This window comes from Enterobacter sp. DTU_2021_1002640_1_SI_PRY_ASU_LCPMC_013, assembly GCF_032389435.1.
GTDB classification, from domain to species: Bacteria; Pseudomonadota; Gammaproteobacteria; order Enterobacterales; family Enterobacteriaceae; genus Enterobacter; species Enterobacter hormaechei_C.
Genome location: NZ_CP135594.1, coordinates 1,650,294 through 1,672,855, shown reverse-complemented (window position 1 = coordinate 1,672,855; position 22,562 = coordinate 1,650,294). Strand labels below are relative to the sequence as shown.

General features: G+C 55.9%; 26 protein-coding genes, 2 tRNA genes, 1 pseudogene and 1 riboswitch. Of the genes and pseudogenes, 16 read left to right on the top strand and 13 right to left on the bottom strand.

The window, feature by feature from the left end:
* The first annotated feature begins 1 nt into the window (after nt 1).
* Nucleotides 2-493, top strand: coding sequence for an NADH-dependent FMN reductase RutF (gene rutF, locus RS584_RS07880; protein ID WP_252012125.1), 492 nt, complete (start codon nt 2-4; stop codon nt 491-493).
* A gap of 21 nt (nt 494-514) precedes the next feature.
* On the top strand, nt 515-1,837 hold the full coding sequence (rutG, locus tag RS584_RS07875; RefSeq protein ID WP_315749254.1) for a pyrimidine utilization transport protein G: 1,323 nt from the start codon (nt 515-517) through the stop codon (nt 1,835-1,837).
* Nucleotides 1,838-1,895: 58 nt separating this feature from the next.
* Here rutG and RS584_RS07870 read toward each other — a convergent pair whose 3' ends face one another.
* From RS584_RS07870 to RS584_RS07855, 4 genes are all read right to left on the bottom strand, one after another.
* Nucleotides 1,896-2,417 carry a GNAT family N-acetyltransferase gene (locus RS584_RS07870; protein ID WP_032647926.1) on the bottom strand — a complete coding sequence of 174 codons (522 nt, stop codon included), beginning with the start codon at nt 2,415-2,417 and terminating at the stop codon, nt 1,896-1,898.
* A 6-nt stretch (nt 2,418-2,423) separates the two neighbouring features.
* Complete coding sequence (locus RS584_RS07865) at nt 2,424-2,693, bottom strand: DUF1778 domain-containing protein (RefSeq protein ID WP_015570876.1); 270 nt, start codon at nt 2,691-2,693, stop codon at nt 2,424-2,426.
* 73 nt (nt 2,694-2,766) lie between these two features.
* Nucleotides 2,767-3,672, bottom strand: coding sequence for a DMT family transporter (locus RS584_RS07860; protein ID WP_032653183.1), 906 nt, complete (start codon nt 3,670-3,672; stop codon nt 2,767-2,769).
* Nucleotides 3,673-3,788: 116 nt separating this feature from the next.
* Nucleotides 3,789-3,959: a general stress protein gene (locus RS584_RS07855; RefSeq protein ID WP_001273664.1), complete on the bottom strand. Its 171-nt coding sequence runs from the start codon at nt 3,957-3,959 to the stop codon at nt 3,789-3,791.
* A 390-nt stretch (nt 3,960-4,349) separates the two neighbouring features.
* Between RS584_RS07855 and wrbA the strand changes: the two genes are divergently transcribed.
* Both wrbA and RS584_RS07845 read left to right on the top strand, forming a co-directional pair.
* On the top strand, nt 4,350-4,946 hold the full coding sequence (wrbA, locus tag RS584_RS07850; protein ID WP_006809323.1) for an NAD(P)H:quinone oxidoreductase: 597 nt from the start codon (nt 4,350-4,352) through the stop codon (nt 4,944-4,946).
* Nucleotides 4,947-4,964: 18 nt separating this feature from the next.
* A complete protein-coding gene (locus tag RS584_RS07845) occupies nt 4,965-5,192 on the top strand; it encodes a YccJ family protein (RefSeq protein WP_006809324.1) in 228 nt (75 codons plus the stop codon).
* A gap of 32 nt (nt 5,193-5,224) precedes the next feature.
* Here the strand turns inward: RS584_RS07845 and agp are convergent, their stop codons facing one another.
* Nucleotides 5,225-6,466: a bifunctional glucose-1-phosphatase/inositol phosphatase gene (gene agp / locus RS584_RS07840; RefSeq protein ID WP_063623930.1), complete on the bottom strand. Its 1,242-nt coding sequence runs from the start codon at nt 6,464-6,466 to the stop codon at nt 5,225-5,227.
* 153 nt (nt 6,467-6,619) lie between these two features.
* Between agp and RS584_RS07835 the strand changes: the two are divergent.
* Nucleotides 6,620-6,727, top strand: a pseudogene (locus tag RS584_RS07835) (winged helix-turn-helix transcriptional regulator); the annotation flags it as partial.
* Between the two features lie 66 nt (nt 6,728-6,793).
* Here the strand turns inward: RS584_RS07835 and RS584_RS07830 are convergent.
* Nucleotides 6,794-7,153, bottom strand: coding sequence for a winged helix-turn-helix transcriptional regulator (locus tag RS584_RS07830; RefSeq protein WP_017384779.1), 360 nt, complete (start codon nt 7,151-7,153; stop codon nt 6,794-6,796).
* Nucleotides 7,154-7,253: 100 nt separating this feature from the next.
* Between RS584_RS07830 and RS584_RS07825 the strand changes: the two genes are divergently transcribed.
* Complete coding sequence (locus tag RS584_RS07825; protein ID WP_315749249.1) at nt 7,254-8,003, top strand: SDR family oxidoreductase; 750 nt, start codon at nt 7,254-7,256, stop codon at nt 8,001-8,003.
* A gap of 1 nt (nt 8,004) precedes the next feature.
* On the opposite strand, the gene RS584_RS07820 is transcribed toward RS584_RS07825, so the two are convergent.
* Complete coding sequence (locus RS584_RS07820) at nt 8,005-8,508, bottom strand: DedA family protein (RefSeq protein WP_015570881.1); 504 nt, start codon at nt 8,506-8,508, stop codon at nt 8,005-8,007.
* Between the two features lie 159 nt (nt 8,509-8,667).
* Nucleotides 8,668-8,837, top strand: a riboswitch (M-box (ykoK) riboswitch).
* 60 nt (nt 8,838-8,897) lie between these two features.
* On the opposite strand from RS584_RS07820, the gene RS584_RS07815 reads away from it, so the two are divergent.
* Nucleotides 8,898-9,899 carry a magnesium transporter gene (locus tag RS584_RS07815; protein ID WP_015570882.1) on the top strand — a complete coding sequence of 334 codons (1,002 nt, stop codon included), beginning with the start codon at nt 8,898-8,900 and terminating at the stop codon, nt 9,897-9,899.
* A gap of 42 nt (nt 9,900-9,941) precedes the next feature.
* Here the strand turns inward: RS584_RS07815 and RS584_RS07810 are convergent.
* Nucleotides 9,942-10,029, bottom strand: a tRNA-Ser gene (locus RS584_RS07810).
* A gap of 502 nt (nt 10,030-10,531) precedes the next feature.
* Here RS584_RS07810 and RS584_RS07805 point away from each other — a divergent pair.
* From RS584_RS07805 to RS584_RS07795, 3 genes are read left to right on the top strand one after another with little or no spacing between them, the layout of a single operon-like run.
* Entirely contained in the window at nt 10,532-11,539 is a 1,008-nt protein-coding gene (locus tag RS584_RS07805) for an ABC transporter substrate-binding protein (RefSeq protein ID WP_315749246.1), read from the top strand.
* Nucleotides 11,536-12,567 carry an iron ABC transporter permease gene (locus RS584_RS07800; RefSeq protein ID WP_315749244.1) on the top strand — a complete coding sequence of 344 codons (1,032 nt, stop codon included), beginning with the start codon at nt 11,536-11,538 and terminating at the stop codon, nt 12,565-12,567. The genes RS584_RS07805 and RS584_RS07800 overlap by 4 nt, the downstream gene beginning before the upstream one ends.
* On the top strand, nt 12,564-13,325 hold the full coding sequence (locus RS584_RS07795; protein WP_315749242.1) for an ABC transporter ATP-binding protein: 762 nt from the start codon (nt 12,564-12,566) through the stop codon (nt 13,323-13,325). Before RS584_RS07800 ends, RS584_RS07795 begins: the two co-directional genes overlap by 4 nt.
* 60 nt (nt 13,326-13,385) lie before the next feature.
* On the opposite strand, the gene RS584_RS07790 is transcribed toward RS584_RS07795, so the two are convergent.
* Together RS584_RS07790 and RS584_RS07785 are read right to left on the bottom strand one after the other, a co-directional pair.
* Nucleotides 13,386-13,473, bottom strand: a tRNA-Ser gene (locus RS584_RS07790).
* A gap of 144 nt (nt 13,474-13,617) precedes the next feature.
* Entirely contained in the window at nt 13,618-15,246 is a 1,629-nt protein-coding gene (locus RS584_RS07785) for an ABC transporter substrate-binding protein (RefSeq protein WP_315749240.1), read from the bottom strand.
* A 270-nt stretch (nt 15,247-15,516) separates the two neighbouring features.
* On the opposite strand from RS584_RS07785, the gene yccA reads away from it, so the two are divergent.
* The gene (gene yccA / locus RS584_RS07780) at nt 15,517-16,176 is read left to right on the top strand and encodes an FtsH protease modulator YccA (protein WP_003858127.1); all 660 of its coding nucleotides are present in this window, start codon (nt 15,517-15,519) and stop codon (nt 16,174-16,176) included.
* 88 nt (nt 16,177-16,264) lie between these two features.
* Nucleotides 16,265-16,594: a sulfurtransferase TusE gene (gene tusE / locus RS584_RS07775; RefSeq protein WP_003858129.1), complete on the top strand. Its 330-nt coding sequence runs from the start codon at nt 16,265-16,267 to the stop codon at nt 16,592-16,594.
* Here the strand turns inward: tusE and yccX are convergent.
* Complete coding sequence (gene yccX, locus RS584_RS07770) at nt 16,591-16,872, bottom strand: acylphosphatase (protein ID WP_017693676.1); 282 nt, start codon at nt 16,870-16,872, stop codon at nt 16,591-16,593. The two genes, tusE and yccX, sit on opposite strands and share 4 nt — an antisense overlap.
* Before the next feature lie 93 nt (nt 16,873-16,965).
* Between yccX and rlmI the strand changes: the two genes are divergently transcribed.
* Both rlmI and hspQ read left to right on the top strand, forming a co-directional pair.
* A complete protein-coding gene (gene rlmI, locus RS584_RS07765; RefSeq protein WP_015570890.1) occupies nt 16,966-18,156 on the top strand; it encodes a 23S rRNA (cytosine(1962)-C(5))-methyltransferase RlmI in 1,191 nt (396 codons plus the stop codon).
* A 60-nt stretch (nt 18,157-18,216) separates the two neighbouring features.
* A complete protein-coding gene (hspQ, locus tag RS584_RS07760; protein ID WP_017693678.1) occupies nt 18,217-18,534 on the top strand; it encodes a heat shock protein HspQ in 318 nt (105 codons plus the stop codon).
* 32 nt (nt 18,535-18,566) lie between these two features.
* Here the strand turns inward: hspQ and RS584_RS07755 are convergent, their stop codons facing one another.
* Nucleotides 18,567-18,980 (bottom strand): CoA-binding protein, encoded by a 414-nt coding sequence (locus RS584_RS07755; protein ID WP_006809337.1) that lies wholly within the window; start codon nt 18,978-18,980, stop codon nt 18,567-18,569.
* 171 nt (nt 18,981-19,151) lie between these two features.
* Between RS584_RS07755 and csgI the strand changes: the two genes are divergently transcribed.
* Nucleotides 19,152-19,814 carry a curli synthesis inhibitor gene (gene csgI / locus RS584_RS07750; RefSeq protein ID WP_032653163.1) on the top strand — a complete coding sequence of 221 codons (663 nt, stop codon included), beginning with the start codon at nt 19,152-19,154 and terminating at the stop codon, nt 19,812-19,814.
* An 80-nt stretch (nt 19,815-19,894) separates the two neighbouring features.
* Entirely contained in the window at nt 19,895-20,353 is a 459-nt protein-coding gene (mgsA, locus tag RS584_RS07745) for a methylglyoxal synthase (RefSeq protein WP_003858146.1), read from the top strand.
* Between the two features lie 53 nt (nt 20,354-20,406).
* Here the strand turns inward: mgsA and helD are convergent, their stop codons facing one another.
* The gene (gene helD / locus RS584_RS07740) at nt 20,407-22,461 is read right to left on the bottom strand and encodes a DNA helicase IV (protein WP_063151327.1); all 2,055 of its coding nucleotides are present in this window, start codon (nt 22,459-22,461) and stop codon (nt 20,407-20,409) included.
* Between the last annotated feature and the right edge of the window lie 101 nt (nt 22,462-22,562).

Below are 22,562 nucleotides of genomic sequence, written 5' to 3'. Positions count from 1 at the left end.
GATGACACCGGATAAACAAACCTTTCGCGACGCTATGGCCTGCGTCGGCGCAGCGGTCAATATCATTACCACCGACGGCCCGGCAGGCCTGGCGGGCTTCACCGCCAGCGCGGTATGCAGCGTCACGGATTCCCCGCCTACCCTGCTGGTGTGCCTGAACCGCGGCGCGTCGGTCTGGCCGATTTTCAGCGAGAACCGCACCCTGTGCGTTAACACGCTGAGTGCCGGACAGGAGCCTTTATCCAACCTGTTTGGCGGGAAAACGCCGATGGCGGACCGCTTTGCCGCTGCCCGCTGGCAGACAGGCGACACGGGCTGCCCGCGTCTGGAAAATGCGCTGGCCTCGTTCGACTGCCGCATCAGCCAGGTGGTGAGTGTCGGCACTCACGACATTCTGTTTTGCGACATTGTATCGATTATCCGCCACCCGGCGCCGCAAGGGCTGGTGTGGTTCGACCGCGGCTATCACGCACTTATGCGACCCGCCTGTTAATCCGCATTCAGGAGACAGATCATGTTCGGACTTCCCCACTGGCAGTTGAAATCGACCTCCACAGAAGAAGGCGTGGTCGCGCCGGATGAAAGGCTCCCGCTCGGGCAGACAATGGTGATGGGCGTGCAGCACGCGGTCGCAATGTTTGGTGCGACGGTGCTGATGCCCATGCTGATGGGGCTGGATCCTAACCTCGCCATTTTGATGTCGGGTATGGGTACCCTGCTGTTCTTTTTTGTCACCGGCGGGCGTGTGCCCAGCTATCTGGGCTCCAGCGCCGCCTTTGTTGGGGTGGTCATTGCAGCGACCGGGTTTAACGGTCAGGGTATTAACCCCAACCTGAGCGTGGCCCTCGGCGGCATTATCGCCTGTGGGCTGGTCTATACCCTGACCGGTCTGGTGGTGATGAAAGTCGGCACGCGCTGGATCGAGCGGATGATGCCCCCCGTCGTCACCGGGGCGGTGGTGATGGCGATAGGCCTGAACCTTGCGCCGATTGCGGTGAAGAGCGTTTCCGGCTCACCATTTGAAAGCTGGATGGCGGTGATAACGGTGCTGTGCATCGGCGTGGTGGCGGTCTTTACGCGCGGCATGATCCAACGGCTGCTGATCCTGGTCGGGCTGATTGCGGCCTGTCTGGTCTACGCGCTGCTGGCGAACGTGTTCGGTCTCGGCAAACCGGTTGATTTCACACTGATTCACCAGGCCGCCTGGTTCGGCCTGCCGCAGATGACCTCACCCACCTTTAACGCTCAGGCGATGATGCTCATCGCGCCTGTCGCGGTGATTCTGGTGGCTGAAAACCTGGGCCACCTGAAAGCCGTAGCGGGAATGACCGGGCGCAATATGGATCCGTATATGGGGCGGGCGTTTGTGGGAGACGGTCTGGCGACCATGCTCTCCGGCTCGGTCGGCGGCAGCGGCGTGACGACCTACGCGGAAAACATCGGCGTGATGGCAGTGACCAAAGTCTATTCGACGCTGGTCTTCGTGGCGGCGGCGGTGATGGCGATGCTGCTCGGCTTTTCCCCAAAATTCGGCGCATTGATCCACACCATCCCGGCACCCGTGATTGGCGGCGCCTCGATTGTGGTATTTGGTCTGATTGCCGTCGCGGGGGCACGCATCTGGGTGCAGAATCATGTTGATCTGAGCCAGAACGGTAACCTGATCATGGTGGCGGTGACGCTGGTGCTGGGGGCGGGTGATTTCGCCCTGACGCTGGGCGGGTTTACGGTGGGCGGGATTGGCACGGCGACCTTCGGCGCGATCCTGCTCAATGCCCTGCTGAGCCGCCGGATGGCTGCCACGCCGCAGTGTACCGTGGTGACTCAGGATCCGTGAGATCTGCACGTCGGGTAACGGCGCCGCCTTACCCGACCTGCATGTTCCTTAAGAGCGATCACGCCTGCTCAAACAGTCGTTCTATAGATTGCGTGGGGAAGAACAGCGAACTGCTGTTTTCACCTGCCAGCGGGATAAACCCCAGCTTCAGATAAAATCGTTTGGCCCGTTCGTTAAGCGCATCCACAAAAATTCCGTGGACGCCAACAGCCTGCGAGGCCAGATAAACAACGCGCATAGCGTGTGTGACAAGCGTTGTTCCCCACTCGTTTCCCTGGAGTTCTTTATGGACAGCCAGACGCCCCAGCGTCACGCTGGGGACGTTGCTGTATGGGATGCGGCGCTGCTGAGTCTTTGAAGGAAGCATCGCTTTTTCAAAGCAACTTCCCGAGAGTGTGTAATAGCCCAGGACACGCGGATGGTCGCGTTCTTTAAGGAGGTAGCCGCGTAAAATACGCCCGCCGTGCTGACGTATCAGGTGCTCGGTAAGGAAGGCATTTAGCGAGGGTTCACCACAATCGAAATCGCCGAAATCGTAATCGGTTCCCTCTGATAACATTTCGATCGTGAGATTTGCCACGACGCTTCACTCCATGTTTCGAAGACGTTTCGCCGCTCGCTTCAGGCGTTCATTTGGCTCTGGCGGATTGTCGATGGCATCCATAACGGCAATCCATGAGGCTTCGTTTAATACGAGACGCCGATGCTGTTCGATGACTTCGGCAGCACGCTCTGACGCACTGTTCACCATAAACTGGGTGATCGTTTGGTTGGTCATCGCCGCCGCTTCTTCAATCATTGTTTTGTCTTCGTCCGACAGGCGAAGATCGATACGCTGTTTTTTGAGTGCTGGCATGGTTTCATTTATCGTGTACGGTTTTCATCCGTACACATCGTAGTTAAACCTGCCCTTTATTTCAATCAAAAGCTTATTCGGCCGTTAAATCGTTCACCGCATTCCGACGCTTTCTGAGCTTTAACTCACTCACCAGCACGCCGAGAACAATAAACGCCGCGCCCACCAGCGCCAGCAGGGGCAGACGCTCCCCGGCGAGTCGCCCGAAAATACCCGCCCATACCGGTTCACCGGTGTAAATAACCGTCGCCCGTGTCGGGGATACGCTGCGCTGCGCCCAGTTCATGGTGACCTGGATAATGGCGCTGAAAATGCCCAGCCCCAGCGCCACGACGATAAGCCCGGTAGACATCGGCGGGACGGACTCCCCTGCCGGCACCATCGTCGCGAACGCCACCAGCGACGCGGTGGCAAGCTGCACGACCGTCACCCGCTTGACGTCCACTTTTCCTGCCCAGGCGCTAATCAGGATAATTTCTGCCGCAATGGCGACGGCCCCCACCAGAGTGATGATCTCCCCCGGCCCCAGCGCCAGCAGATTATTTTCCGGCCCGGCTAATAAAATAAGGCCGATGAACGCCAGCACGATGCCAATGCACGACATCAGGCCCGGCATTCTGCCGAGGCACAGCCACTGCAACAGCGGCACCAGCGGTACGTACATGGCGGTGATGAAGGCGGATTTACTGCTGGAGATAGACTGGAGCCCCCACGTTTGCAGACTGTAGCCCATGGCAATCGCCACGCCAATGGCGACACCCGCTTTAAGCTCTCTCAGGGTCAACCCGCGCAGGGTTTTCAGCGAAATAAGCGCCACGGCAATCGCCGCGGTTGCAAAGCGCAGCCCTACAAAGAAAAACGGATCGCTCATCGTAACCGCGTACTGAACGGCAAGAAAGGTTCCGCCCCAGAACATGGTGATCAAAATCAGGATCGCTTCCTGAGGCTTAATGGAGAAGGTAAAACGGGAAACGGACATGGGACACCAGCACGAAGAATTAATCCTGTAGTGTGCGATGCCTTTGATTACAGTTCAATGTAGCTGACATAAAAAAACCGCCGGGAAACCCGGCGGCAGGGCGTTAACCCGGCGTACTACTTATTGCTGCCGTGGCTATTTTTACCCCCTTTTTTACCAGCCTCTGATGCGCGCTGAGGGTCGTTTTTGAAGTTGCCCCCGCTAGACTGGCCACCTTTACGACCTGCTTCTGATGCTCTTTCACGGTCTTCAGCGAAATTACCTGAACCACCACGATGGTTTGCCATCTCTAACCTCCAGAGTGTGAAACATTAGACATCATATTGCATTCAGTAAAAGAGGATTCTTTCACCTCGCGGCTCAAGGGCAGTGCCTTTATCTGTGCCGCGTGAAACTAAGCTTAGTGTAATGCGGCTATCCGGCAAGCGAGAGGTAATATTCTGCAACATGATCTCAGCCTTTCGTATGTAATATCGGTGAAGTCATTCATAAGCCATTCTTATATTTTGAAAATCCGCGCCGCGAAAGTTGTTTCATTTTGCTACAAGGCACGTAACAAAAAGATATTGTTATATATCAAAGAAATGCCGTTCATTTTTGCAGTCTGGCTGTGATGTCATATCTTTAAAGGAACGCAGCGATCCGCTGTAAGAAAAACCAACGAGGAGTGATGCAAAATGGCAAAAGTTCTGGTGCTCTATTATTCCATGTATGGACACATTGAAACCATGGCTCACGCAGTAGCAGAAGGCGCAAACAGAGTAGACGGCGTTGAGGTCGTGGTTAAACGCGTACCGGAAACCATGCAGGCGGAAGCCTTCGCCAAAGCCGGGGGGAAAACACAAAACGCCCCGGTCGCCACCCCGCAGGAGCTCGCGGACTATGATGCCATTATCTTCGGCACCCCGACCCGCTTCGGCAATATGTCCGGCCAGATGCGCACCTTCCTCGACCAGACGGGCGGGCTCTGGGCCTCCGGCGCGTTATACGGCAAGCTGGCCAGCGTGTTCAGCTCTACCGGCACGGGCGGCGGCCAGGAGCAGACGATCACCTCCACCTGGACTACTCTTGCCCATCATGGGATGGTGATTGTGCCGATTGGCTACGGCGCGCAGGAACTGTTCGATGTTTCCCAGGTTCGTGGCGGGACACCGTATGGTGCGACCACCATTGCCGGTGGCGATGGTTCACGTCAGCCAAGCAATGAAGAACTTTCAATCGCCCGCTATCAGGGTGAATACGTCGCGGGTCTTGCCAAAAAACTGAACGGCTAACCCAACAGGAGGACAAGTATGCCAACTCAAGAATCCAAAGCTCACCACGTGGGCGAATGGGCAAGTTTACGCAATACCTCTCCGGAGATTGCCGAAGCCATCTTTGAAGTCGCCAATTATGACGAAAAGCTGGCTGAGCAGATTTGGGAAGAAGGCAACGATGAAGTGCTGGTTCGCGCCTTCGAAAAAACCGACAAAGACTCGCTGTTCTGGGGCGAGCAAACCATCGAACGTAAAAACGTCTGAACGTTCCCCCCGCCCACGCGGGGGGTTATCTTCTATTTCGCCGCGTTGTTCATCACCGCATTGAATTTATCGACAGGACAGAAGCCGTTGCCATCCACCGGACAGCCCTTCAGCTCCAGCGTCACGCGCTGCGCAGGGGATTGCAGCGACAGTACGCTGGCGTTACGCAGTTGCTCTGAACTCTGGTAGACATACTCAATTTTCATCAGCTCCTGATTAGTGTTTTTGTCATGCCAGCGCTGGAAGACAATTTTACCGCCAATCGGGGTTCTTTCCTGCTGGTCGTGCAGCTGATAAGGCCTGAAGTCCAGCGCGGTCAGCAGCGAGGCGATGTTAGAGTCGTGCCCCACCAGAAGGGTGATTTTTGGCGCTTTTGCCTGGTCGGTCACCAGCGCTTTATCAATGTACTTCACCAGCGGTTTAGCCACGTTCTGCGCCACCTCCGTCGACGTAAACAGCGAGTCCTGATAGCCGTTTTTCAGCTTCGACAGCACGCGCCACTGCTGATCGGTTTTGATTTCCCCCCAGGCCACCTGGTCTGTCGGGAAGCCTTCGTAATACTGTAGCGTGAACGCATCCACCAGCGAGTTACCCACCTTCAGCGGCCCGGAGACGCCCGGTTCTTTTTCATAATCGGCGCTGAACGTATCTTTCGCCTCCGTCAGGGAGCAGACTTTTTTCTCCTTGCAGGACGGCGAGTCGCTGTAGTTTGTAAGCTGTTCCAGCAGTTTGTAGCTTTCATCCAGCTGCATTTTCTGCCGTTCCGTCTCCATCGCTTTCAGCGCTTTCTCGCGAAACTCAGGGGAGTTATCGGTAATGACCGGATTGAAGGTGGGGTCCATGGTGCCCATTTTTTCCTGATGATGTACAGGAACATCGCACCCGGGGAACGCGCCGGTGATAAAGAACTGCGCGGTCGCCACGGTGCGCTGGAGGCTGTTGGCGTAGGCATAGACGGTATCCGCTGACGGGCATTCACCCGTCTTCACCATCCCCTGCTCTGCCAGCCACTCGCGCATATAGTGACCCATATACACTTCCAGTACGCCACCTTTGGTGGTGAGCTGTCCACCCGGGACGTCCCACTCCGGCCACTGCTTCGGCGTGGACTGCTCCAGCACGCTGCCGTTATTGGCAAGCGGCGCGCGCAGGTTGTGGCGGCTCATGATGAGCACCTGTTCCAGCTGATAGCCGTCCGGCGTGTCCTGCGCCTGTGCGCCAAAGGTCACGGAAAGGGTACCTGCCACAGCAACTGCGAGTAGTGCTTTTCTCATCCCTAATTCCTCACACGTTTTTTAATGTCGCCCTGAGTGTGACAGATTCGTGACAGGTTTTTCGGGAAGCATTTCTCAAACTGATGATTAACGTGCTTACGGCGTGTGCCGATGAGTTTTATAAAAAAACCATACCCCACCGGAGAATTCGCTGTGAAACGTACCCGCCTTGAAGAGAGCACCTGCCCCGTCGCCCGTTCGCTGGATATTATCGGCGACTGGTGGTCGCTGCTGATTGTTCGCGACGCGCGCTACGGGGTCGCAGTCGATATTCTGGTGGCCGATCTCACCGATGAAGCGGGGCTCCGCGCTACGTAAAACAGTAGCCTAACGCTGAAGCTGGTCGCCGTATTCGCTCATCCAGGCGGCCAGCGGCGAGAGTGCGTCCTGAAGGGTTAGCCCCAGCTCGGTGATCTGATACTCCACGCGCGGCGGGATCTCCGGGTAGACCGTTCGCGTCACCAGCCCGCGCTGCTCAAACAGGCGCAGCTGCTTCGTCAGCTCTTTCTGGGTGATGGGGGCAGCGGCACGCAGCAGATCGCCAAAGCGAACGGGCGTATTGAACACAATCAGGCGATAGAGAATGGGGATCGCCCACTTACCGGAAATCAGGTTCACAAACTGCGTCATCGGGCAGGTATACGCCTCAGATTTTTTTTCGCAGCACGCTTCCAGTAGCTCTGCCATTTCACACCTCTTGCCTCGTCAGTATCCATTTGGTACCTGGTTTCCTTTCGATACTAACGTTTCTATAGTGCTTTCTCCAGAGACATTTCAGGAGAAGAACATGGGTCGTTTAACCGATAAGTATACGTTGATTACCGGCGGCACCAGCGGTATCGGTCTCGCCACCGCGCAGGCGTTTATCGCCGAAGGGGCGCGCGTCGCCGTGACCGGACGCAACCCGGATACCCTCGCCGAAGCAGAGCGCATTCTGGGCGATAAGGCCTGGGTGATCCCAACCGACGCAGGCGATATTTCGTCGCAAAAAGCGCTGGCGGAGACCCTCACCGCCCGCTGGCCACGCCTGGATGCGGTCTTTCTCAACGCCGGAGACGTAACGCACGCGCCGCTGGAAGTCTGGCAGGAAGAGGCCTGGGACCGTCTGATGAACATCAACCTGAAGGGACCGTTCTTTTTAATTCAGGCGCTGCTGCCGCTGCTGAATAACCCATCCTCGGTGATCCTCTGCGGCTCCGTGAGCGCGCGCATCGGCCTGCCCACCAGCAGCGCGTATGCCGCGAGCAAGGCCGCCCTGCTGTCGCTGGCGCGCACGCTGTCGGCGGAGCTGCCGCCGCGCGGGATCCGCGTCAACGGTCTGAGTCCCGGTCCGGTGGAAACCCCGGCGTTTACGAAAACTGGCTTAAGCGACGAGGCGCTTAACGCGATGATGGCAGAGGTCATTAAGCTGGTGCCGCTGGGCAGAATGGGCTCGACGACCGAGCTGGCAAAAGCCGCACTCTATCTGGCCTCCGACGAGTCGAGCTACACGGTGGGAACGGAACTGCTGGTGGACGGCGGAATGGGGAGCCTGTAATTCAAAAGGCGCTGATGCCGGTGACCGCGCCGACATACAGCGCCGCCCACGCACAGGCGGAAAGCAGGCTGACGGCGTAGACCTTGACGGCGTTCAGCCTGAGCATCCCGGCCGCCAGCGGGACGATGTAACGCAACACCGCCAGGAAGCGCGACGTAAAAAGCACGATGACCCCGTTCTTTTGCAGCTGATGCTGGACCCGCAGGAACTTATTGGCATGCTTTGAGGTGAAGCGCGTGACCATCCGGGTATGCCCCATCAGTTGGCCGATATGGTAATTCAGCACCGAACCCGCCGTTGCCCCCATCACCACGGCGAGCCACGTCAGCGCAGGATGCATGCTCCCCTGGCTGACGGTAATGCCCGCCAGCAGCATCACCGACGCGGGCGGCAGGACGGAGGAGATCAGCACCGTCGATTTGCTCAGCGCCATCACGAATAACAGCACAAACAGATGTGCCGGATACAGCGCAAAATGATTCAGCAGGTTATCAAACCATGTCATTTTCCCCTCCCCCGTTAATAATTTAATTCTCCATTTAAAATGAATAACCTTAAATAAACCCTCAACATTTTATTAATAAGATTTACCTAAACCGTTCTTAAACATTATTTAATTTTCTGAGCACTAAATTTAAACAGGCGTATTATCCCTCTCGTTTTACAACGATCTCGTTATGGCGAGGCTCCTGTACAAATACACGTTATCGCTCTGGTGGGTTCGAGAGAACCGGCACAGGGTAAAACAGGCACTGTCGAATCAAGGCTTTGTCAGTATAACTTCCCTTGTGGGATACGGTGTACAGTGCTGAACCCAGGACGTGGGGATCTCCTTTCCGACATGCCCTGTCTTGCTCGCCCCTGAGAGATTTTATTATTCAAAGGGAATTTACTATGTCTTACGCAATTCACAACCAAAACCTGGCTTTTAATGACAGCGCCATCGCGCAATATATGAATACCGATTTTATCGTTATCGATATTTCATTATGCGTAGCTCTGGCACGCGAGCAGTTCTTTGAAAAATTAAAAGATGATGATATTCCGTCGCATATTTTTATCGAAGATAACGGTCGCCTCGCGGGTTTAATCGCCGTACGCAAATTATTGCAGGCCACGGACACCGTGCAGCCTGTTAAGGGGTTGATGATATCGGATTTTATTCAGCTCAAACCGGAAGATGAGCGGGCGGATGTCGCCGGGCTGCTGGCGCACGCGGGTGCGGATGTAGTGCCGGTGGTGACCCACGGCAAGCTGGTGGGCTGCCTTACCGAGCGTGAAATCGCCCATCTGCTGGAAGATGACGTTACTGAAGATGCCCAGCTTCAGGGGGCGACGCTGCCGCTGGAGAAGCCCTATCTGGAAACCAGCGCCTTCAGCCTGTGGAAGAAACGCTCCGTCTGGCTGCTGCTGCTGTTTGTTGCGGAAGCGTATACCAGTTCGGTGATCCAGCATTTTGAAGAGGCGCTGGAATCTGCCATCGCGCTGGCGTTCTTTATTCCGCTGCTGATTGGCACCGGCGGAAACAGCGGGACGCAGATCACCTCGACGCTGGTGCGCGCCATGGCGCTGGGTGAAGTCCACCTTCGCGATGTGGGTCGCGTGCTGCGCAAAGAGATCAGCACCTCGTTAATGATTGCCGCCACGCTGGGTCTGGCGGGCTGCGTTCGCGCCTGGATGATGGGTATTGGGATGGAAATCACGCTCATCGTCAGCCTGACGCTGGTCTGCATTACGCTGTGGAGCGCCATCGTCTCGTCGGTGATCCCGATGGTACTGAAACGCTGCAAAATCGATCCGGCGGTGGTCTCCGCACCGTTTATCGCCACGCTAATCGACGGGACCGGGCTGATTATCTACTTCAAAATCGCGCAGTATACGCTGGGGCTGGAATAACGAAAAAACCCTGCGATATTGCTATCGCAGGGTTTTCGAATTTGGCGGAAGCGTAGAGATTCGAACTCTAGAACCCTTTCGGGTCGCCGGTTTTCAAGACCGGTGCCTTCAACCGCTCGGCCACGCTTCCAAAGTGAGGCGCACTATAAACATCTCTGAGCATGATGTAAAGCACGAATTTGCATAACATTACACGTCTTTCGTCGTCCCCTTCCGTCCCGCTGATTTCTTCGCCATCGACTGGCTAAAATGCAAACATTTATTTTTACATTCATAACGTTTATTAGATTCGCGGGTGGTCATTTAGACTTTTTTCGTACAACACCAATTAGCTAAGCCTCACTGCGATAAAAGAGTTCCCCTGTCTTCTTCCTGGAAAACCATGACATAGCGAAAAGCTGCAACTATCACAAAAAACGACCAGCACCTACCGTGTAAGGATCTTGAGAAATTAAATATACGCTCAAAAAACATTCTGGCGATGCAGTCCATTGCAGGCAACCCGCGAATGCCAGGTGGGTATGTTGCGAATAGTCCAGCCTTTCGTTTCTGCAACAAGCGACGGTGAGCGTGTTGCTCTCAATCACAATATATGTATTATGTTATAACATAACAATTTTGGATTGCGTTCTATGTTACTCAAAAAAGGATTATTTCTGGCTTCACTGCTCACCATGGCGCCTGCCGCTTTCGCCGCTACCACCTGGCCCCTCAAGATTGAAAATTGCGGCGTCAAGCAGACCTTTACGCAGGCTCCTCAGCGCGTCGTTACCGTGGGTCAGCATGAAACAGAATTACTGCTCGCACTGGGGCTGGAGAAAACGATCGCCGCGACGTCAGTCTGGTTCGGCAAGCTCCCACCCACGCTGGATGATGCCGGGAAAAACCTCCCCCGGCTTGCGGATAACTCCCCCTCCTTTGAAGCCGTGGTAGGGCAGAAACCTGAACTCGTTCTCGCGCAGTATCACTGGCACATTGGTCCGCAGGGAGAAGTGGGAACCCGTGAGCAGTTTGCGTCGCTGGGGATTAATACGTGGATCTCCCCTGCCGACTGCACGGATAAAACGGTAACGGAAACCTCAAACGCAGACGGAGCACGTAGCGCGCCGTTTTCACTGGCTGAAATTACACGGGAAGTGACAGATCTGGCGAGGATTTTTGATGTTTCCGCGCGAGGTGAGCAGCTCAATCGTGCGCTGGCGGAGCGTATTAAAAAGGCCCAGGCGCGCGCCTCCGCGAAACCACTTAGCGTCGTATTCTGGTTCTCCAGCAGCCGTCTGAATGGCGATCCCTGGGTGGCCGGGAATTACGGCGCGCCTGGCTGGATCAGCCGCACGCTGGGGTTGAAGAACATTATTGACTCTCACGACGAATGGCCCGCTGTAACGTGGGAACATATAGCCCGATCGCAGCCGGACGTGATTGTTATCGCCGGGATGTCCCGCAAGCTCTACCCTGCCGATGACGTTGAGGTAAAAAAAGCGTTCTTGCGCAGTGACCCGGTGACAAAGAACATGCCTGCGGTCAGGAACAACCACATCATCGTGGTGCCAGCGATGTCGTTAAACCCTTCATTGCGTAACGTCGATGCGGTTGAGCTTATCAGCGATCGGCTGGCTTCTTTCCAGGATGAACAATGAGTCATTTCGCTTTTGACCGCCGCCAGCAGGGTTTACTGGCAGCAGGTGCCATGGCGCTGCCGCTGATGCTGGTCTTTGCCGCCAGTATCGGTGATATGCCGGTGTCGTATGCCAGTACCGGGAAAGCGATCCTCAACGGACTGAGTTTGACCTCTTATGCGTTGCCGCAAACGGAGGAAGGTATCGTCTGGCAATATCGCATGAGCCGGGCAGTAATGGCCGCGTGCAGCGGCGGCGGTCTGGCGTTGTGCGGGCTGGTGTTACAGTCGATCCTGCGTAACCCTCTGGCTGAGCCTTATCTGCTGGGGATTTCCGCGGGCGCATCGCTGGGGGCCGTCTGCGTGATGCTTCTCGGCATCGGGGGGAGCGTGATTGGCGTAAGCAGCGGTGCGTTTGTCGGCTCGTGCGCCGCCTTTGCGCTCATCATGGTGATAACAAACGGAATGAGTGAAAGCCCGTCGCGCATTTTGCTGGCTGGCATTGCGGGCACCCAGCTCTTCAACGCCATGACCGCGTACGTCGTCAGTACGTCCGCCAATGCCGAGCAGTCCCGTAGCGTCATGTTCTGGCTGCTGGGAAGTCTAAGCGGCGTGCGCTGGCCTGACGCGCTGCTGGCGCTGGCCGTTACGCTTGCGGGTTTACTGGTGGTATTGCTCTTTTCACGGGCGCTGGACACCTTTACCTTCGGGGATGAGGTCTCCACCACGCTGGGGATCCCGGTTACCGCCGTGCGTATTGTCTTATTGCTGACCTGTGCCATTGTTACCGCAACGCTGGTGAGCGCCACGGGCGCAGTGGGGTTTGTCGGGCTGGTCATTCCCCATGTAACGCGCATGCTATGTGGGCCGGGCCATCGTCGCTCGATCCCGCTGACGTTTCTCATCGGCGCCCACTTTATGATCCTCGCCGATATCGTCTCACGCACGCTGATTGTGCACCAGGTTCTGCCCATCGGGGTGGTGACTGCGCTGGTGGGCGCCCCCGTCTTTGTGGCGTTGCTTTATCAAAACCGAAAGGAGCATCTATGAATATTACTGTGGCCGGGTTAACCGTAACCCGACAAGCGCAGACGGTGCTTAAGGATATCGATCTCGACCTGCCATCCGGGCAGATTGTCGGCCTGTTAGGGCCAAACGGCTCGGGCAAGTCGACGCTGCTGCGCTGTCTCGCCGGGCTGTTTCCACGACTCAGCGAACGCGTGGCGCTTAATGGCACAACGCTTGGCATGATGCCGCTGAAAAAACGCGCGCAGCACATGGCGTTTGTCCCGCAACATGCTGAGGTCGACGGAGAACTGACCGTTGAGGACATTGTCAGACTGGGGCGTACGCCCTACCGGAAAACATTCCAGAGAACCTCGCGCGATGATGAGGCTGCGGTTGAGCAGGCGATTGGCCTGATGCAGTTATGCCACTTACGCCAGCGGCGATGGCACTCTTTGTCTGGCGGAGAGCGCCAGCGAAGCCAGATAGCCCGCGCGCTGGCCCAGCAGCCGCAGGTGCTGTTGCTCGATGAACCGACAAACCACCTGGACATTCAGCACCAGCTGGAGCTGATGCGGCTCGTTTCACAGCTGCCGCTTACGGTGGTGGTTGCACTGCACGATCTCAATCTTGCGGCCAATTATTGCCAGCGTCTGATCCTCCTGAAGGCCGGGCAGATCGCCGCCACGGGCGCGCCCGAAGCGGTTCTGACGCCGGCAAACATCGAGGACACCTGGTGCGTAAAAGCTCAGGTCTGCAAGGCCGACGCCGGGATCACGATAAGCTACAGCATGGTGGCATGACGGAAGACTGGCGCAACAGCAAAAACCCCTGCGATATTGCTATCGCAGGGGTTTCGAATTTGGCGGAAGCGTAGAGATTCGAACTCTAGAACCCTTTCGGGTCGCCGGTTTTCAAGACCGGTGCCTTCAACCGCTCGGCCACGCTTCCTAAGTGAGGCGAACTATAAACACCTCACCGCGCGCTGTAAAGAGTGCGCGCATTCGTTCGCTTTAAAAATAGCCAAAATGCGTTTAATCGGTTGAATAGACGACAGATTGGCCGTTTTGGCAGCATATTATCCACCGCGGATCGTTAGTGCTTTTTGATGTACATATCTTTGGTGTAGTAGTACCCGAGCTTGTCTGGCGTGAAACCCCCTACCCACGGTTTCACCAGGTGCGTGCGCACGTAGTGATAGACCGGGATCGCCGGTACATCGCGTCCCAGCAGATCTTCTGCCTGCTGGTAGAACTTACCGCGCTCCTCCGCCGTTTTCGATTTCGCCGCGTTCACCAGTGCCCGATCGTAGTCCGGATTGCTGTACTGAGTGGTGTTTTGGCTGTCCCCAGTACGGAAGTTGTTCAGGAAGGTTGCCGCATCGTCGTAATCGGCAATCCAGGCGTAGCGTACCGCGTCAAAGTTATGGGTGTGCATGGTATCAAGCATGGTTTTCCACTCCTGATTTTGCAGCTTCGCCTCCACGCCGAGGTTCTTCTTCCACATTGAGCTGGCGGCAATGGCAATACGCTGGTGCGATTCCGAGGTGTTATAGAGGAGATTAAAGCTGAGCGGATGGCTGTCGTTAAATCCGGCTTCGGCCAGCAGCTTTTTCGCCTCGGCAATGCGTTTATCCATCGGCCAGCTGGCGTAATCCGGGTTCTGGAGCTTGACGCCGCCAATATCCGGCTGGCTGATCAGCCATGCCGGGCGCTGGCCCTGCCCTAATACTTTCCCGGCGATGATGTCTTTATCCAGCGCCAGGTTCAGCGCCTTGCGCACGCGGGCGTCGTTGAACGGCGGCCGGGTGGTGTTGAACTGATAATAATAGGTGGCAAGCTGCGGTGAAACGTCCAGCTCGCTCCCCAGCGTTTTCTTCAGCTGAGCAAACTGGTTGATCGGCACCGTGTAAACAATGTCGATTTCGCCCGCTTTGTAGCGGTTGACGTCAGCAGCTTCAGAGGAAATGGGCAGATAGGTCACCTTGTTGATGACGGTATGTTCGTTATCCCAATATTTCGGGTTACGCACCGCCACAATGCGTTCGTTAACCACCCACCGTGACAGTTTATAAGCCCCGCTGCTGACGAAGTGCTCCGGTTTGGTCCACTTATCACCGAAACGGCCTACCAGGACTTTATCAATTGGCACCAGAGACGGGTGAGCCAGCATCGCCAGGAAAGCGGCGTTAGGTTGCGTGAGCGTAACTTCCAGCGTGGTGTCATTGATGGCTTTCACCCCCAGCGACTCGGGCGCTTTTTTGCCTTCTGCGATATCAGTGCCGTTGACGATACGCATACTACCGGGATAGCTGGCATACGGAGAGGCGGTTTTCGGGTCGACCAGCCGCTGCCAGCTCCAGACAATATCTTCTGCGGTGATGGGGGTTCCATCGCTCCAGGTAATGCCCGGACGCAGATGGAACGTCCAGACGGTGTTGTCTTTATTTTCCCATTTCTCCGCCAGGCGCGGCTGGATTTCACCTGCCGGAGAGACGCTGACCAGCCCGTCGAATAAATCGCTGATAATATTGAATTCGACATCGCTTTCGACTTTATGCGGGTCGAGCGAGGCGGGTTCACTGCCGTTGTTCCTGACCAGTTCCTGCTTATCTGCCAGCTGGGTTCCTGCCGGCACGTTAGCCGCCCAGGTTGCCGTGCTGGCGCACAGGATCCCTGCGGTTAACAAAGAGAGTGTAAAGTGCGTGCGTGTTTGTGGTTTCATTTCCTTCGCCTTATTGTCTGTTTTTATGACGATCCGGAAATAACTCTTAGCGGCCTTAGGGAAATAACGCAATATTTTTCAGTGACCTATAAGAGGTTGATCTGAACACGCCCTACAAACCGCACTTCATTCTGAGTACAAAGGCTTTGCCAGAATAAAAAACCAGCATAATCCCTAAGGGGCTGAGTAAAGATGGGTAAAACCACTTTGCGTCTGCCGCGCCGTTTCCTATTCTTTGCGCTAATTACATCTGTCATAAGAGAGTGACTCATGGATCGTATAATTACTTCTTCACGCGACCGCACATCGCTACTCAGCACCCATAAGGTGCTGCGCAATACCTATTTCATGCTCAGCCTGACGCTGGCGTTTTCGGCGATCACCGCGACGGCCAGCACCGTACTGATGCTGCCTTCTCCGGGCCTGATCCTCACGCTGGTAGGTATGTACGGTCTGATGTTCCTGACCTACAAAACCGCGGATAAACCGGTGGGTATTCTCTCCGCGTTCGCCTTTACCGGCTTCCTGGGCTACATTCTGGGGCCAATCCTGAATGCCTATCTGTCTGCCGGAATGGGCGACGTGATTGGTATGGCGCTGGGCGGTACCGCGCTGGTGTTCTTCTGCTGCTCGGCCTACGTGCTGACCACCCGTAAGGACATGTCCTTCCTTGGCGGTATGCTGATGGCAGGTATCGTGATTGTGCTGGTCGGTATGCTGGCGAACATCTTCCTGCAATTGCCTGCGCTGCATCTGGCAATCAGCGCGGTGTTTATCCTGATTTCATCCGGCGCAATCCTGTATGAAACCAGCAACATCATTCACGGCGGTGAGACGAACTATATCCGCGCCACCGTGAGCCTGTATGTGTCGCTGTACAACATTTTTGTCAGCCTGCTGAGCATCCTGGGCTTCGCCAGCCGCGATTAACTCACCGTGCTGTGAACAGGGCCCCGCTTATGCGGGGCTTTGTTTTTTTGGTAGACTTAGGCGGTTTTTGACTAACGTGTGAATGAATATGTTGAGTTTTGAAGGCAAAGAGATCGAAACCGATAACGACGGTTATCTGAAAGAGAGCAGCCAGTGGAGCGAAGCGCTGGCGGAGAAAATTGCGGAAAATGAAGGAATTACCCTCTCCCCGGAACACTGGGAAGTGGTGCGCTTCGTGCGAGAATTTTACCTTGAATTCAACACCTCGCCGGCTATCCGCATGCTGGTCAAAGCCATGGCGAATAAATTTGGCGAAGAGAAAGGCAACAGCCGTTATCTGTATCGCCTGTTTCCGAAAGGCCCGGCTAAACAGGCGACAAAAATCGCCGGCCTGCCAAAGCCGGTAAAATGCATTTAATAGCGAATACTGAAGTCAGCGTATTCCCGGTCGGGTTGATGCGGTTCCGTTAGCACCTTATCAACCCGCGCGCTGCGCGGTCCGCCCGCTTTCAGCCACGCCACCAGCTTCTCAACCCGATCCGCCTCACCGCAGGCCACAACCTCCACGCTGCCATCATCCATGTTACGCGCATACCCTGTCAGCCCGAGCTGAAGGGCTTCGCGCTGGGTGCTGTAGCGGAATCCGACGCCCTGTACAAGGCCATGAACCCAGGCAATGGTGCAAACATTTGACATCATCCTTCTCCTTATCCGACTGGCGCGTTGCATTTCCTCACTGAAGTCGGGAAAATGGCGGCCATTTCATTGGAATCGACAGAATAGCAAATTATGAGTGTACGTTTAGTGTTAGCCAAAGGGCGCGAGAAGTCATTACTGCGCCGCCATCCCTGGGTCTTTTCCGGCGCGGTTGCCCGCATGGAAGGTAAAGCCAGCCTCGGTGAAACCATCGATATTGTTGACCATCAGGGGAAATGGTTAGCACGCGGCGCATACTCGCCAGCATCTCAGATCCGCGCGCGCGTCTGGACATTCGATAAAGAAGAAACCATCGATATCGACTTCTTTGTCCGTCGTTTGCAACAGGCGCAGCAGTGGCGCGAGTGGCTGGCAAAGCGTGACGGGCTGGACAGCTATCGTCTGATTGCCGGAGAGTCCGACGGGCTGCCGGGCGTGACCATTGACCGCTTCGGCAATTTCCTGGTGTTGCAGCTGCTGAGCGCCGGGGCGGAATACCAGCGTGCCGCGCTGATTAGCGCCCTGCAAACCCTGTTCCCGGAATGTGCCATTTACGACCGCAGCGACGTGGCGGTACGTAAAAAAGAGGGCATGGAGCTGACGCAAGGCCCGGTCACCGGCGAACTGCCGCCAGCCCTGCTGCCTATTGAAGAGCATGGCATGAAGCTGCTGGTGGATATTCAGGGCGGCCATAAGACCGGTTATTACCTCGACCAGCGTGACAGCCGTCTGGCAACGCGCCAGTACGTTGCCGATAAACGCGTGCTGAACTGCTTCTCTTATACCGGCGGCTTTGCGGTCTCTGCCCTGATGGGCGGCTGTGCTCAGGTGGTGAGCGTCGACACCTCACAGGAAGCGCTGGACGTGGCGAAGCAGAACGTTGAGCTGAATAAGCTGGATCTGAGCAAAGCGGAGTTTGTGCGCGACGACGTATTCAAACTGCTGCGTAAATACCGCGACCAGGGCGAGAAATTTGACGTCATCGTGATGGACCCGCCGAAATTTGTTGAAAACAAAAGCCAGCTGATGGGCGCCTGCCGTGGCTATAAAGACATCAACATGCTGGCGATCCAGCTGCTGAACCCGGGCGGCGTGCTGCTGACGTTCTCCTGCTCTGGCCTGATGACGACAGATTTATTCCAAAAAATCATCGCCGATGCCGCAATAGATGCGGGTCGTGATGTACAATTTATAGAGCAGTTCCGTCAGGCCGCCGATCACCCGGTGATCGCTACCTACCCGGAAGGGCTGTATCTGAAAGGGTTTGCCTGTCGCGTCATGTAACTTGAAAAGAGAAATATTGCCCGCACATAGTGTGTATGTAATGTTTCCCGGGAGGTGACTATGATTGCCAGCAAATTCGGTATCGGCCAGCAGGTCCGCCACACCTTGCTTGGATATTTGGGTGTGGTCGTGGATATCGACCCGGAGTATTCCCTTGATGAACCGTCAGCAGACGATCTGGCCGTTGACGCAGCGCTTCGCGCCGCGCCCTGGTATCATGTGGTTATGGAGGGCGACGATGGTCAGCCTGTCCATACCTATCTTGCCGAAGCGCAGCTGAGTGGTGAACTACAGGATGAGCATCCGGAACAACCCACTATGGACGAGCTTGCTCAGACCATCCGCAAACAGTTACAGGCACCAAGACTGCGCAACTGAAGGTGTAAAAAAGCCCGTCAAACGGGCTTTTTTTATTTTGCCAGCCCCAGACGGGGAATATCGATTGCCGGACAGCGATCCATCACCACCTTCAGCCCGGCATCGCGCGCCAGCACGGCCGCCTGCTCATTAATCACGCCCAGCTGCATCCACAGCGTTTTCGCGCCGATGGCAATCGCCTCCTGCGCCACGCCCCAGGCCGCCTCTGAATTACGAAAAACGTCCACCATATCCACCTTTTCCGGCACGTCCGCGAGCGTCGCATAGCCCTGCTGGCCCAGCAGCGTTTTCCCCGCCACCTTCGGCGAGACCGGGATCACGTGATAACCCTGATCCAGAAGGTATTTCATGACCCGATAGCTTGGGCGATCCGGTTTATCGCTCGCGCCGACCAGCGCGATAGTGCGCGTGGACGTCAGAATCTCGACAATGTCGTTCTCTTTCATGCTCTTCCTCCTGGCTTTTTTCAAAGTGTACGTCAAAGCGGACATCTCAACCACGCATCCCATACAGAAGTATGAGGGCAAAACGGCAGAATATGTCTATATGTTAGTAAACGTGTTTGTCGAAAACTTTTGATACATTCTTACCGGGTAGTTTGTCTACAGGAGTCTGCTATGAAAACCGACATTGCCTGGGCTATGGTTGCGTTAATCATGCCGGTTTGTGTTTTCGCAACCACCCTCAGACTCTCAACCGACATTGACCTGCTGGTGCTGGACGGGAAAAAAGTCTCCAGCTCCCTGCTGCGGGGTGCAGACAGTATCGAGCTGGATAACGGCCCGCACCAGGTGGTTTTTCGGGTGGAAAAGACCATTCGCCTCGCCGACAACGAACAGCAGGTGTACATTTCGCCTCCGCTGGTGGTCAGCTTTAATACCCAGCTTATCAGCCAGGTCAATTTTCGTCTCCCGCGCCTTGAGACAGAAAAGGAGTCACTGGCATTTGATGCCTCGCCGCGCATTGAACTGGTGGACGGGGACTCCATGCCCATCCCGGTAAAACTGGATATTCTGGCGCTGACAAAAAGGTCAAAGGGAACAGACTATGAAGCGGACACCGAGACCTACAACAGGGCCAGCAGGCGCGCCTCGCTGCCCCAGTTCGCCACCATGATGGCGGATGACAGTACCCTGCTTTCGGGCGTATCGGAGCTGGATGTACTCCCCCCTCAGTCGCAGACCCTTACTGAGCAACGCCTCAAGTTCTGGTTCCAGAATGCCGATCCGGACACGCGCGCCCGTTTTCTGCAATGGGCGAAGCAACAACCTTCGTCGTAAGCCACATTTTTTCGTCCTTTCTCTTGCAGCATCAGCCAGTTCCCGTCATCGTGTAACGAGGTAACCTCACGGATAAGATTATGGAACTGACAACACGCACACTTCCGGCGCGCAAGCACATTGCTCTGGTTGCGCACGATCACTGTAAACAAATGCTGCTTAACTGGGTTCGTCGCCATCAGCCTCTTTTACAGCATCATGCCCTTTCTGCCACGGGAACAACCGGCAACCTGATCCACCGCGAAACCGGTCTGGAAGTGAATGCCATGCTGAGCGGCCCGATGGGGGGTGACCAGCAGGTAGGTGCTCAGATTTCAGAAGGTAAAATTGACGTTCTGATTTTCTTCTGGGATCCGCTGAACGCGGTTCCGCATGATCCGGACGTTAAAGCGCTGCTGCGTCTGGCGACGGTGTGGAACATTCCGGTAGCCACCAATCTTTCAACGGCAGATTTCATCATTGAATCGCCGCAGTTTAACGATCCGGTGGAGATTTTGATCCCGGATTATCAGCGTTATCTTGCGGAGAGACTGAAGTAGTTTTTTGCCCGGTGGCGCTGCGCTTACCGGGCCTACAGAATTTGCCCGGCGCGTTACGGCTTTCTCGCCACCGGCACGTCAATACTTTTCAAAATATCGACAAACACCGACGGCTCCTCTTTGTTGAACAAGAGCCACACGCGATGGCGCGCGCGGGTTATCGCCACGTACAGTAAACGCCGCTCCTCTGCATCCGGGAAATCTTCCGGAACAGGTAATAACGCCTCTTCCATCACGGATTCCCGCGCTGGTGCCGGGAAACCGTCGCTTCCCTCTTTTAGCCCCACCACAATCACGTAGTCGGCCTGCTGCCCTTTACTGGCGTGAATGGTCATAAAATCGAGCTGAAGTTTTGGCCAGCGCGTCGCCGCTTTTTCCAGCGCCGTCGGCTTGAGGTGATGATAACGCGCCAGGACCAGAATGCGCTCATCCGGTTTCGCATAGCCGCTCAGTTTATCCAGCAGCGGTTCCAGCTGATCGTCCGCCAGCAGCGTGACGGCCTTTTTATCCCCCGACGTCAGGCTGTTAAGCGGTTTCGACAGCTGGTGCGGGTTCTGCTGAATAAAACGGTTGGCTATTTCGCCAATCCGCGAGTTGAAGCGGTAGGTGGTGTCCAGATCGCTGCGATCGCCTTCCCCAAAATAGTGGTGGAAGGCCGTCGTGAGGGATAGTTGCGCCCCGCTGAAACGGTAGATAGCCTGCCAGTCATCGCCCACGGCAAACAGCGACGTGTGTTTATTCTGCGCCCGCAGCGCCGAAAGCAGCGCAGCGCGCTGCGGCGAGATATCCTGAAACTCATCCACCAGGATGTGTTTCCACGGGCTGACGAAGCGCCCTTTCTCCAGAATGATAATGGCCTGATGGATCAGCCCCGAAAAATCGACCGCGTTTTCGTCTTTCAGCGCGGTTTTCCACGCTTTCAGCATCGGCGCCATCAGCTTAACCCGTTTAGAAAACACAGCGCGGATCGACTCCGGTGCGCTTTCTATCATCTCCGCCTGAGAGCCGCCGTGCATGCGCATCAGGCTTACCCACCGGTCGAGACGAGAGCCCAGCCGGCGCGCCAGCTTTTCATCCTGCCAGAAGCTGCCCTCCGGCACCTCCCAGTTGAGTTCCTCTTCAAGCCACTGACGCCAGCCTTTCGCCTGCGCCTTTTTTTCACTGCACTGCTGACGCCATGCCTTGATAAACAGCGCCTGGCGAGCCTGAGCGTCGTTCTCCAGCTTGCTGACAACAGGAACTTTTTTGCTGCCCTGTTGAATGATGTGTAAAGCGAGGGAGTGGAACGTGCGCGCCGAGATATCCTGGGTATGCAAACGCGCCTGAATGCGCTCATCCATCTCCTGCGCAGCCTTGCGACCAAAGGCCAGCAGCAAAATCTGGTCGGCAACCGCCTCGCCCGTTGTCAGAAGCCAGCCCGCGCGCGCCACCAGCACCGACGTTTTGCCGCTCCCGGCACCTGCCAGCACCAATAAAGACTGCTCGCCATTCACCACGGCGCGCGCCTGGGCAGGATTGAGGGGCGATGACTCCACCGTACTGAAGAAGTCGGCATATTGCGTAAGCATCGCCTCAGTCCAGGCCTGGTTATGCGCCAGACGGCTTTTCTCGATATCGCTCAGCCAGGCCTGGCACTTCCGCCACGCGTCGCGGCAGTTATCAAATTCCTCAAGCCGCGCCACCGGTAAAGGCAATGCCGTCAGCGCCTGGGCGATTTTTTGCTGAAGCCCGGCGGTTTGCTGGCGCGTCAGCCACTTCTGCTGCGTATTGCTTAACGCGATATCGTCCAGCACCTGTTGCAGAACCTGTGCGGCAATCACGCTCATCTCCTGGCTCCACTGCTGCCAGCGCGTGTTCAGATGATGGTGGAAGCGTTGGGTTTCCGCCCACTCGGTCCCGTGGAGTCGCACCACTTTGTCTGCCGGCAGGACGAACTCCAGCTCCCCCCATACCAGCCCTCGTTTACAATGAATGGCCAGTAGCTGATTAAACGGAATAAGGTATTCGTGGCGTTCACCGGAGACTTTCACTCCTGCATTGAGCAGGACAATCTTGTCGTAAGGGTGCTGCGCCAGGCGTTTGCCCATTGAAGTTGCTTTCAGTTCCATATCCTGCCGGATCCACGAGGTCATAATTTGTCAGACAGTTTAACTGCCAGTTTTAAGGTGCTCCAGCCCAAAAAAACGTTACAATCACCGGGCGTTAATCA

Coding starts and splice junctions, on each gene's coding strand:
- rutF (WP_252012125.1), top strand. CDS start 2: ATGACACCGGATAAACAAACCTTTCGCGACGCTATGGCCTGCGTCGGC.
- rutG (WP_315749254.1), top strand. CDS start 515: ATGTTCGGACTTCCCCACTGGCAGTTGAAATCGACCTCCACAGAAGAA.
- RS584_RS07865 (WP_015570876.1), bottom strand. CDS start 2,693: ATGCCAGCACTCAAAAAACAGCGTATCGATCTTCGCCTGTCGGACGAA.
- RS584_RS07860 (WP_032653183.1), bottom strand. CDS start 3,672: ATGTCCGTTTCCCGTTTTACCTTCTCCATTAAGCCTCAGGAAGCGATC.
- RS584_RS07855 (WP_001273664.1), bottom strand. CDS start 3,959: ATGGCAAACCATCGTGGTGGTTCAGGTAATTTCGCTGAAGACCGTGAA.
- wrbA (WP_006809323.1), top strand. CDS start 4,350: ATGGCAAAAGTTCTGGTGCTCTATTATTCCATGTATGGACACATTGAA.
- RS584_RS07845 (WP_006809324.1), top strand. CDS start 4,965: ATGCCAACTCAAGAATCCAAAGCTCACCACGTGGGCGAATGGGCAAGT.
- agp (WP_063623930.1), bottom strand. CDS start 6,466: ATGAGAAAAGCACTACTCGCAGTTGCTGTGGCAGGTACCCTTTCCGTG.
- RS584_RS07830 (WP_017384779.1), bottom strand. CDS start 7,153: ATGGCAGAGCTACTGGAAGCGTGCTGCGAAAAAAAATCTGAGGCGTAT.
- RS584_RS07825 (WP_315749249.1), top strand. CDS start 7,254: ATGGGTCGTTTAACCGATAAGTATACGTTGATTACCGGCGGCACCAGC.
- RS584_RS07820 (WP_015570881.1), bottom strand. CDS start 8,508: ATGACATGGTTTGATAACCTGCTGAATCATTTTGCGCTGTATCCGGCA.
- RS584_RS07815 (WP_015570882.1), top strand. CDS start 8,898: ATGTCTTACGCAATTCACAACCAAAACCTGGCTTTTAATGACAGCGCC.
- RS584_RS07805 (WP_315749246.1), top strand. CDS start 10,532: ATGTTACTCAAAAAAGGATTATTTCTGGCTTCACTGCTCACCATGGCG.
- RS584_RS07800 (WP_315749244.1), top strand. CDS start 11,536: ATGAGTCATTTCGCTTTTGACCGCCGCCAGCAGGGTTTACTGGCAGCA.
- RS584_RS07795 (WP_315749242.1), top strand. CDS start 12,564: ATGAATATTACTGTGGCCGGGTTAACCGTAACCCGACAAGCGCAGACG.
- RS584_RS07785 (WP_315749240.1), bottom strand. CDS start 15,246: ATGAAACCACAAACACGCACGCACTTTACACTCTCTTTGTTAACCGCA.
- yccA (WP_003858127.1), top strand. CDS start 15,517: ATGGATCGTATAATTACTTCTTCACGCGACCGCACATCGCTACTCAGC.
- tusE (WP_003858129.1), top strand. CDS start 16,265: ATGTTGAGTTTTGAAGGCAAAGAGATCGAAACCGATAACGACGGTTAT.
- yccX (WP_017693676.1), bottom strand. CDS start 16,872: ATGTCAAATGTTTGCACCATTGCCTGGGTTCATGGCCTTGTACAGGGC.
- rlmI (WP_015570890.1), top strand. CDS start 16,966: ATGAGTGTACGTTTAGTGTTAGCCAAAGGGCGCGAGAAGTCATTACTG.
- hspQ (WP_017693678.1), top strand. CDS start 18,217: ATGATTGCCAGCAAATTCGGTATCGGCCAGCAGGTCCGCCACACCTTG.
- RS584_RS07755 (WP_006809337.1), bottom strand. CDS start 18,980: ATGAAAGAGAACGACATTGTCGAGATTCTGACGTCCACGCGCACTATC.
- csgI (WP_032653163.1), top strand. CDS start 19,152: ATGAAAACCGACATTGCCTGGGCTATGGTTGCGTTAATCATGCCGGTT.
- mgsA (WP_003858146.1), top strand. CDS start 19,895: ATGGAACTGACAACACGCACACTTCCGGCGCGCAAGCACATTGCTCTG.
- helD (WP_063151327.1), bottom strand. CDS start 22,461: ATGGAACTGAAAGCAACTTCAATGGGCAAACGCCTGGCGCAGCACCCT.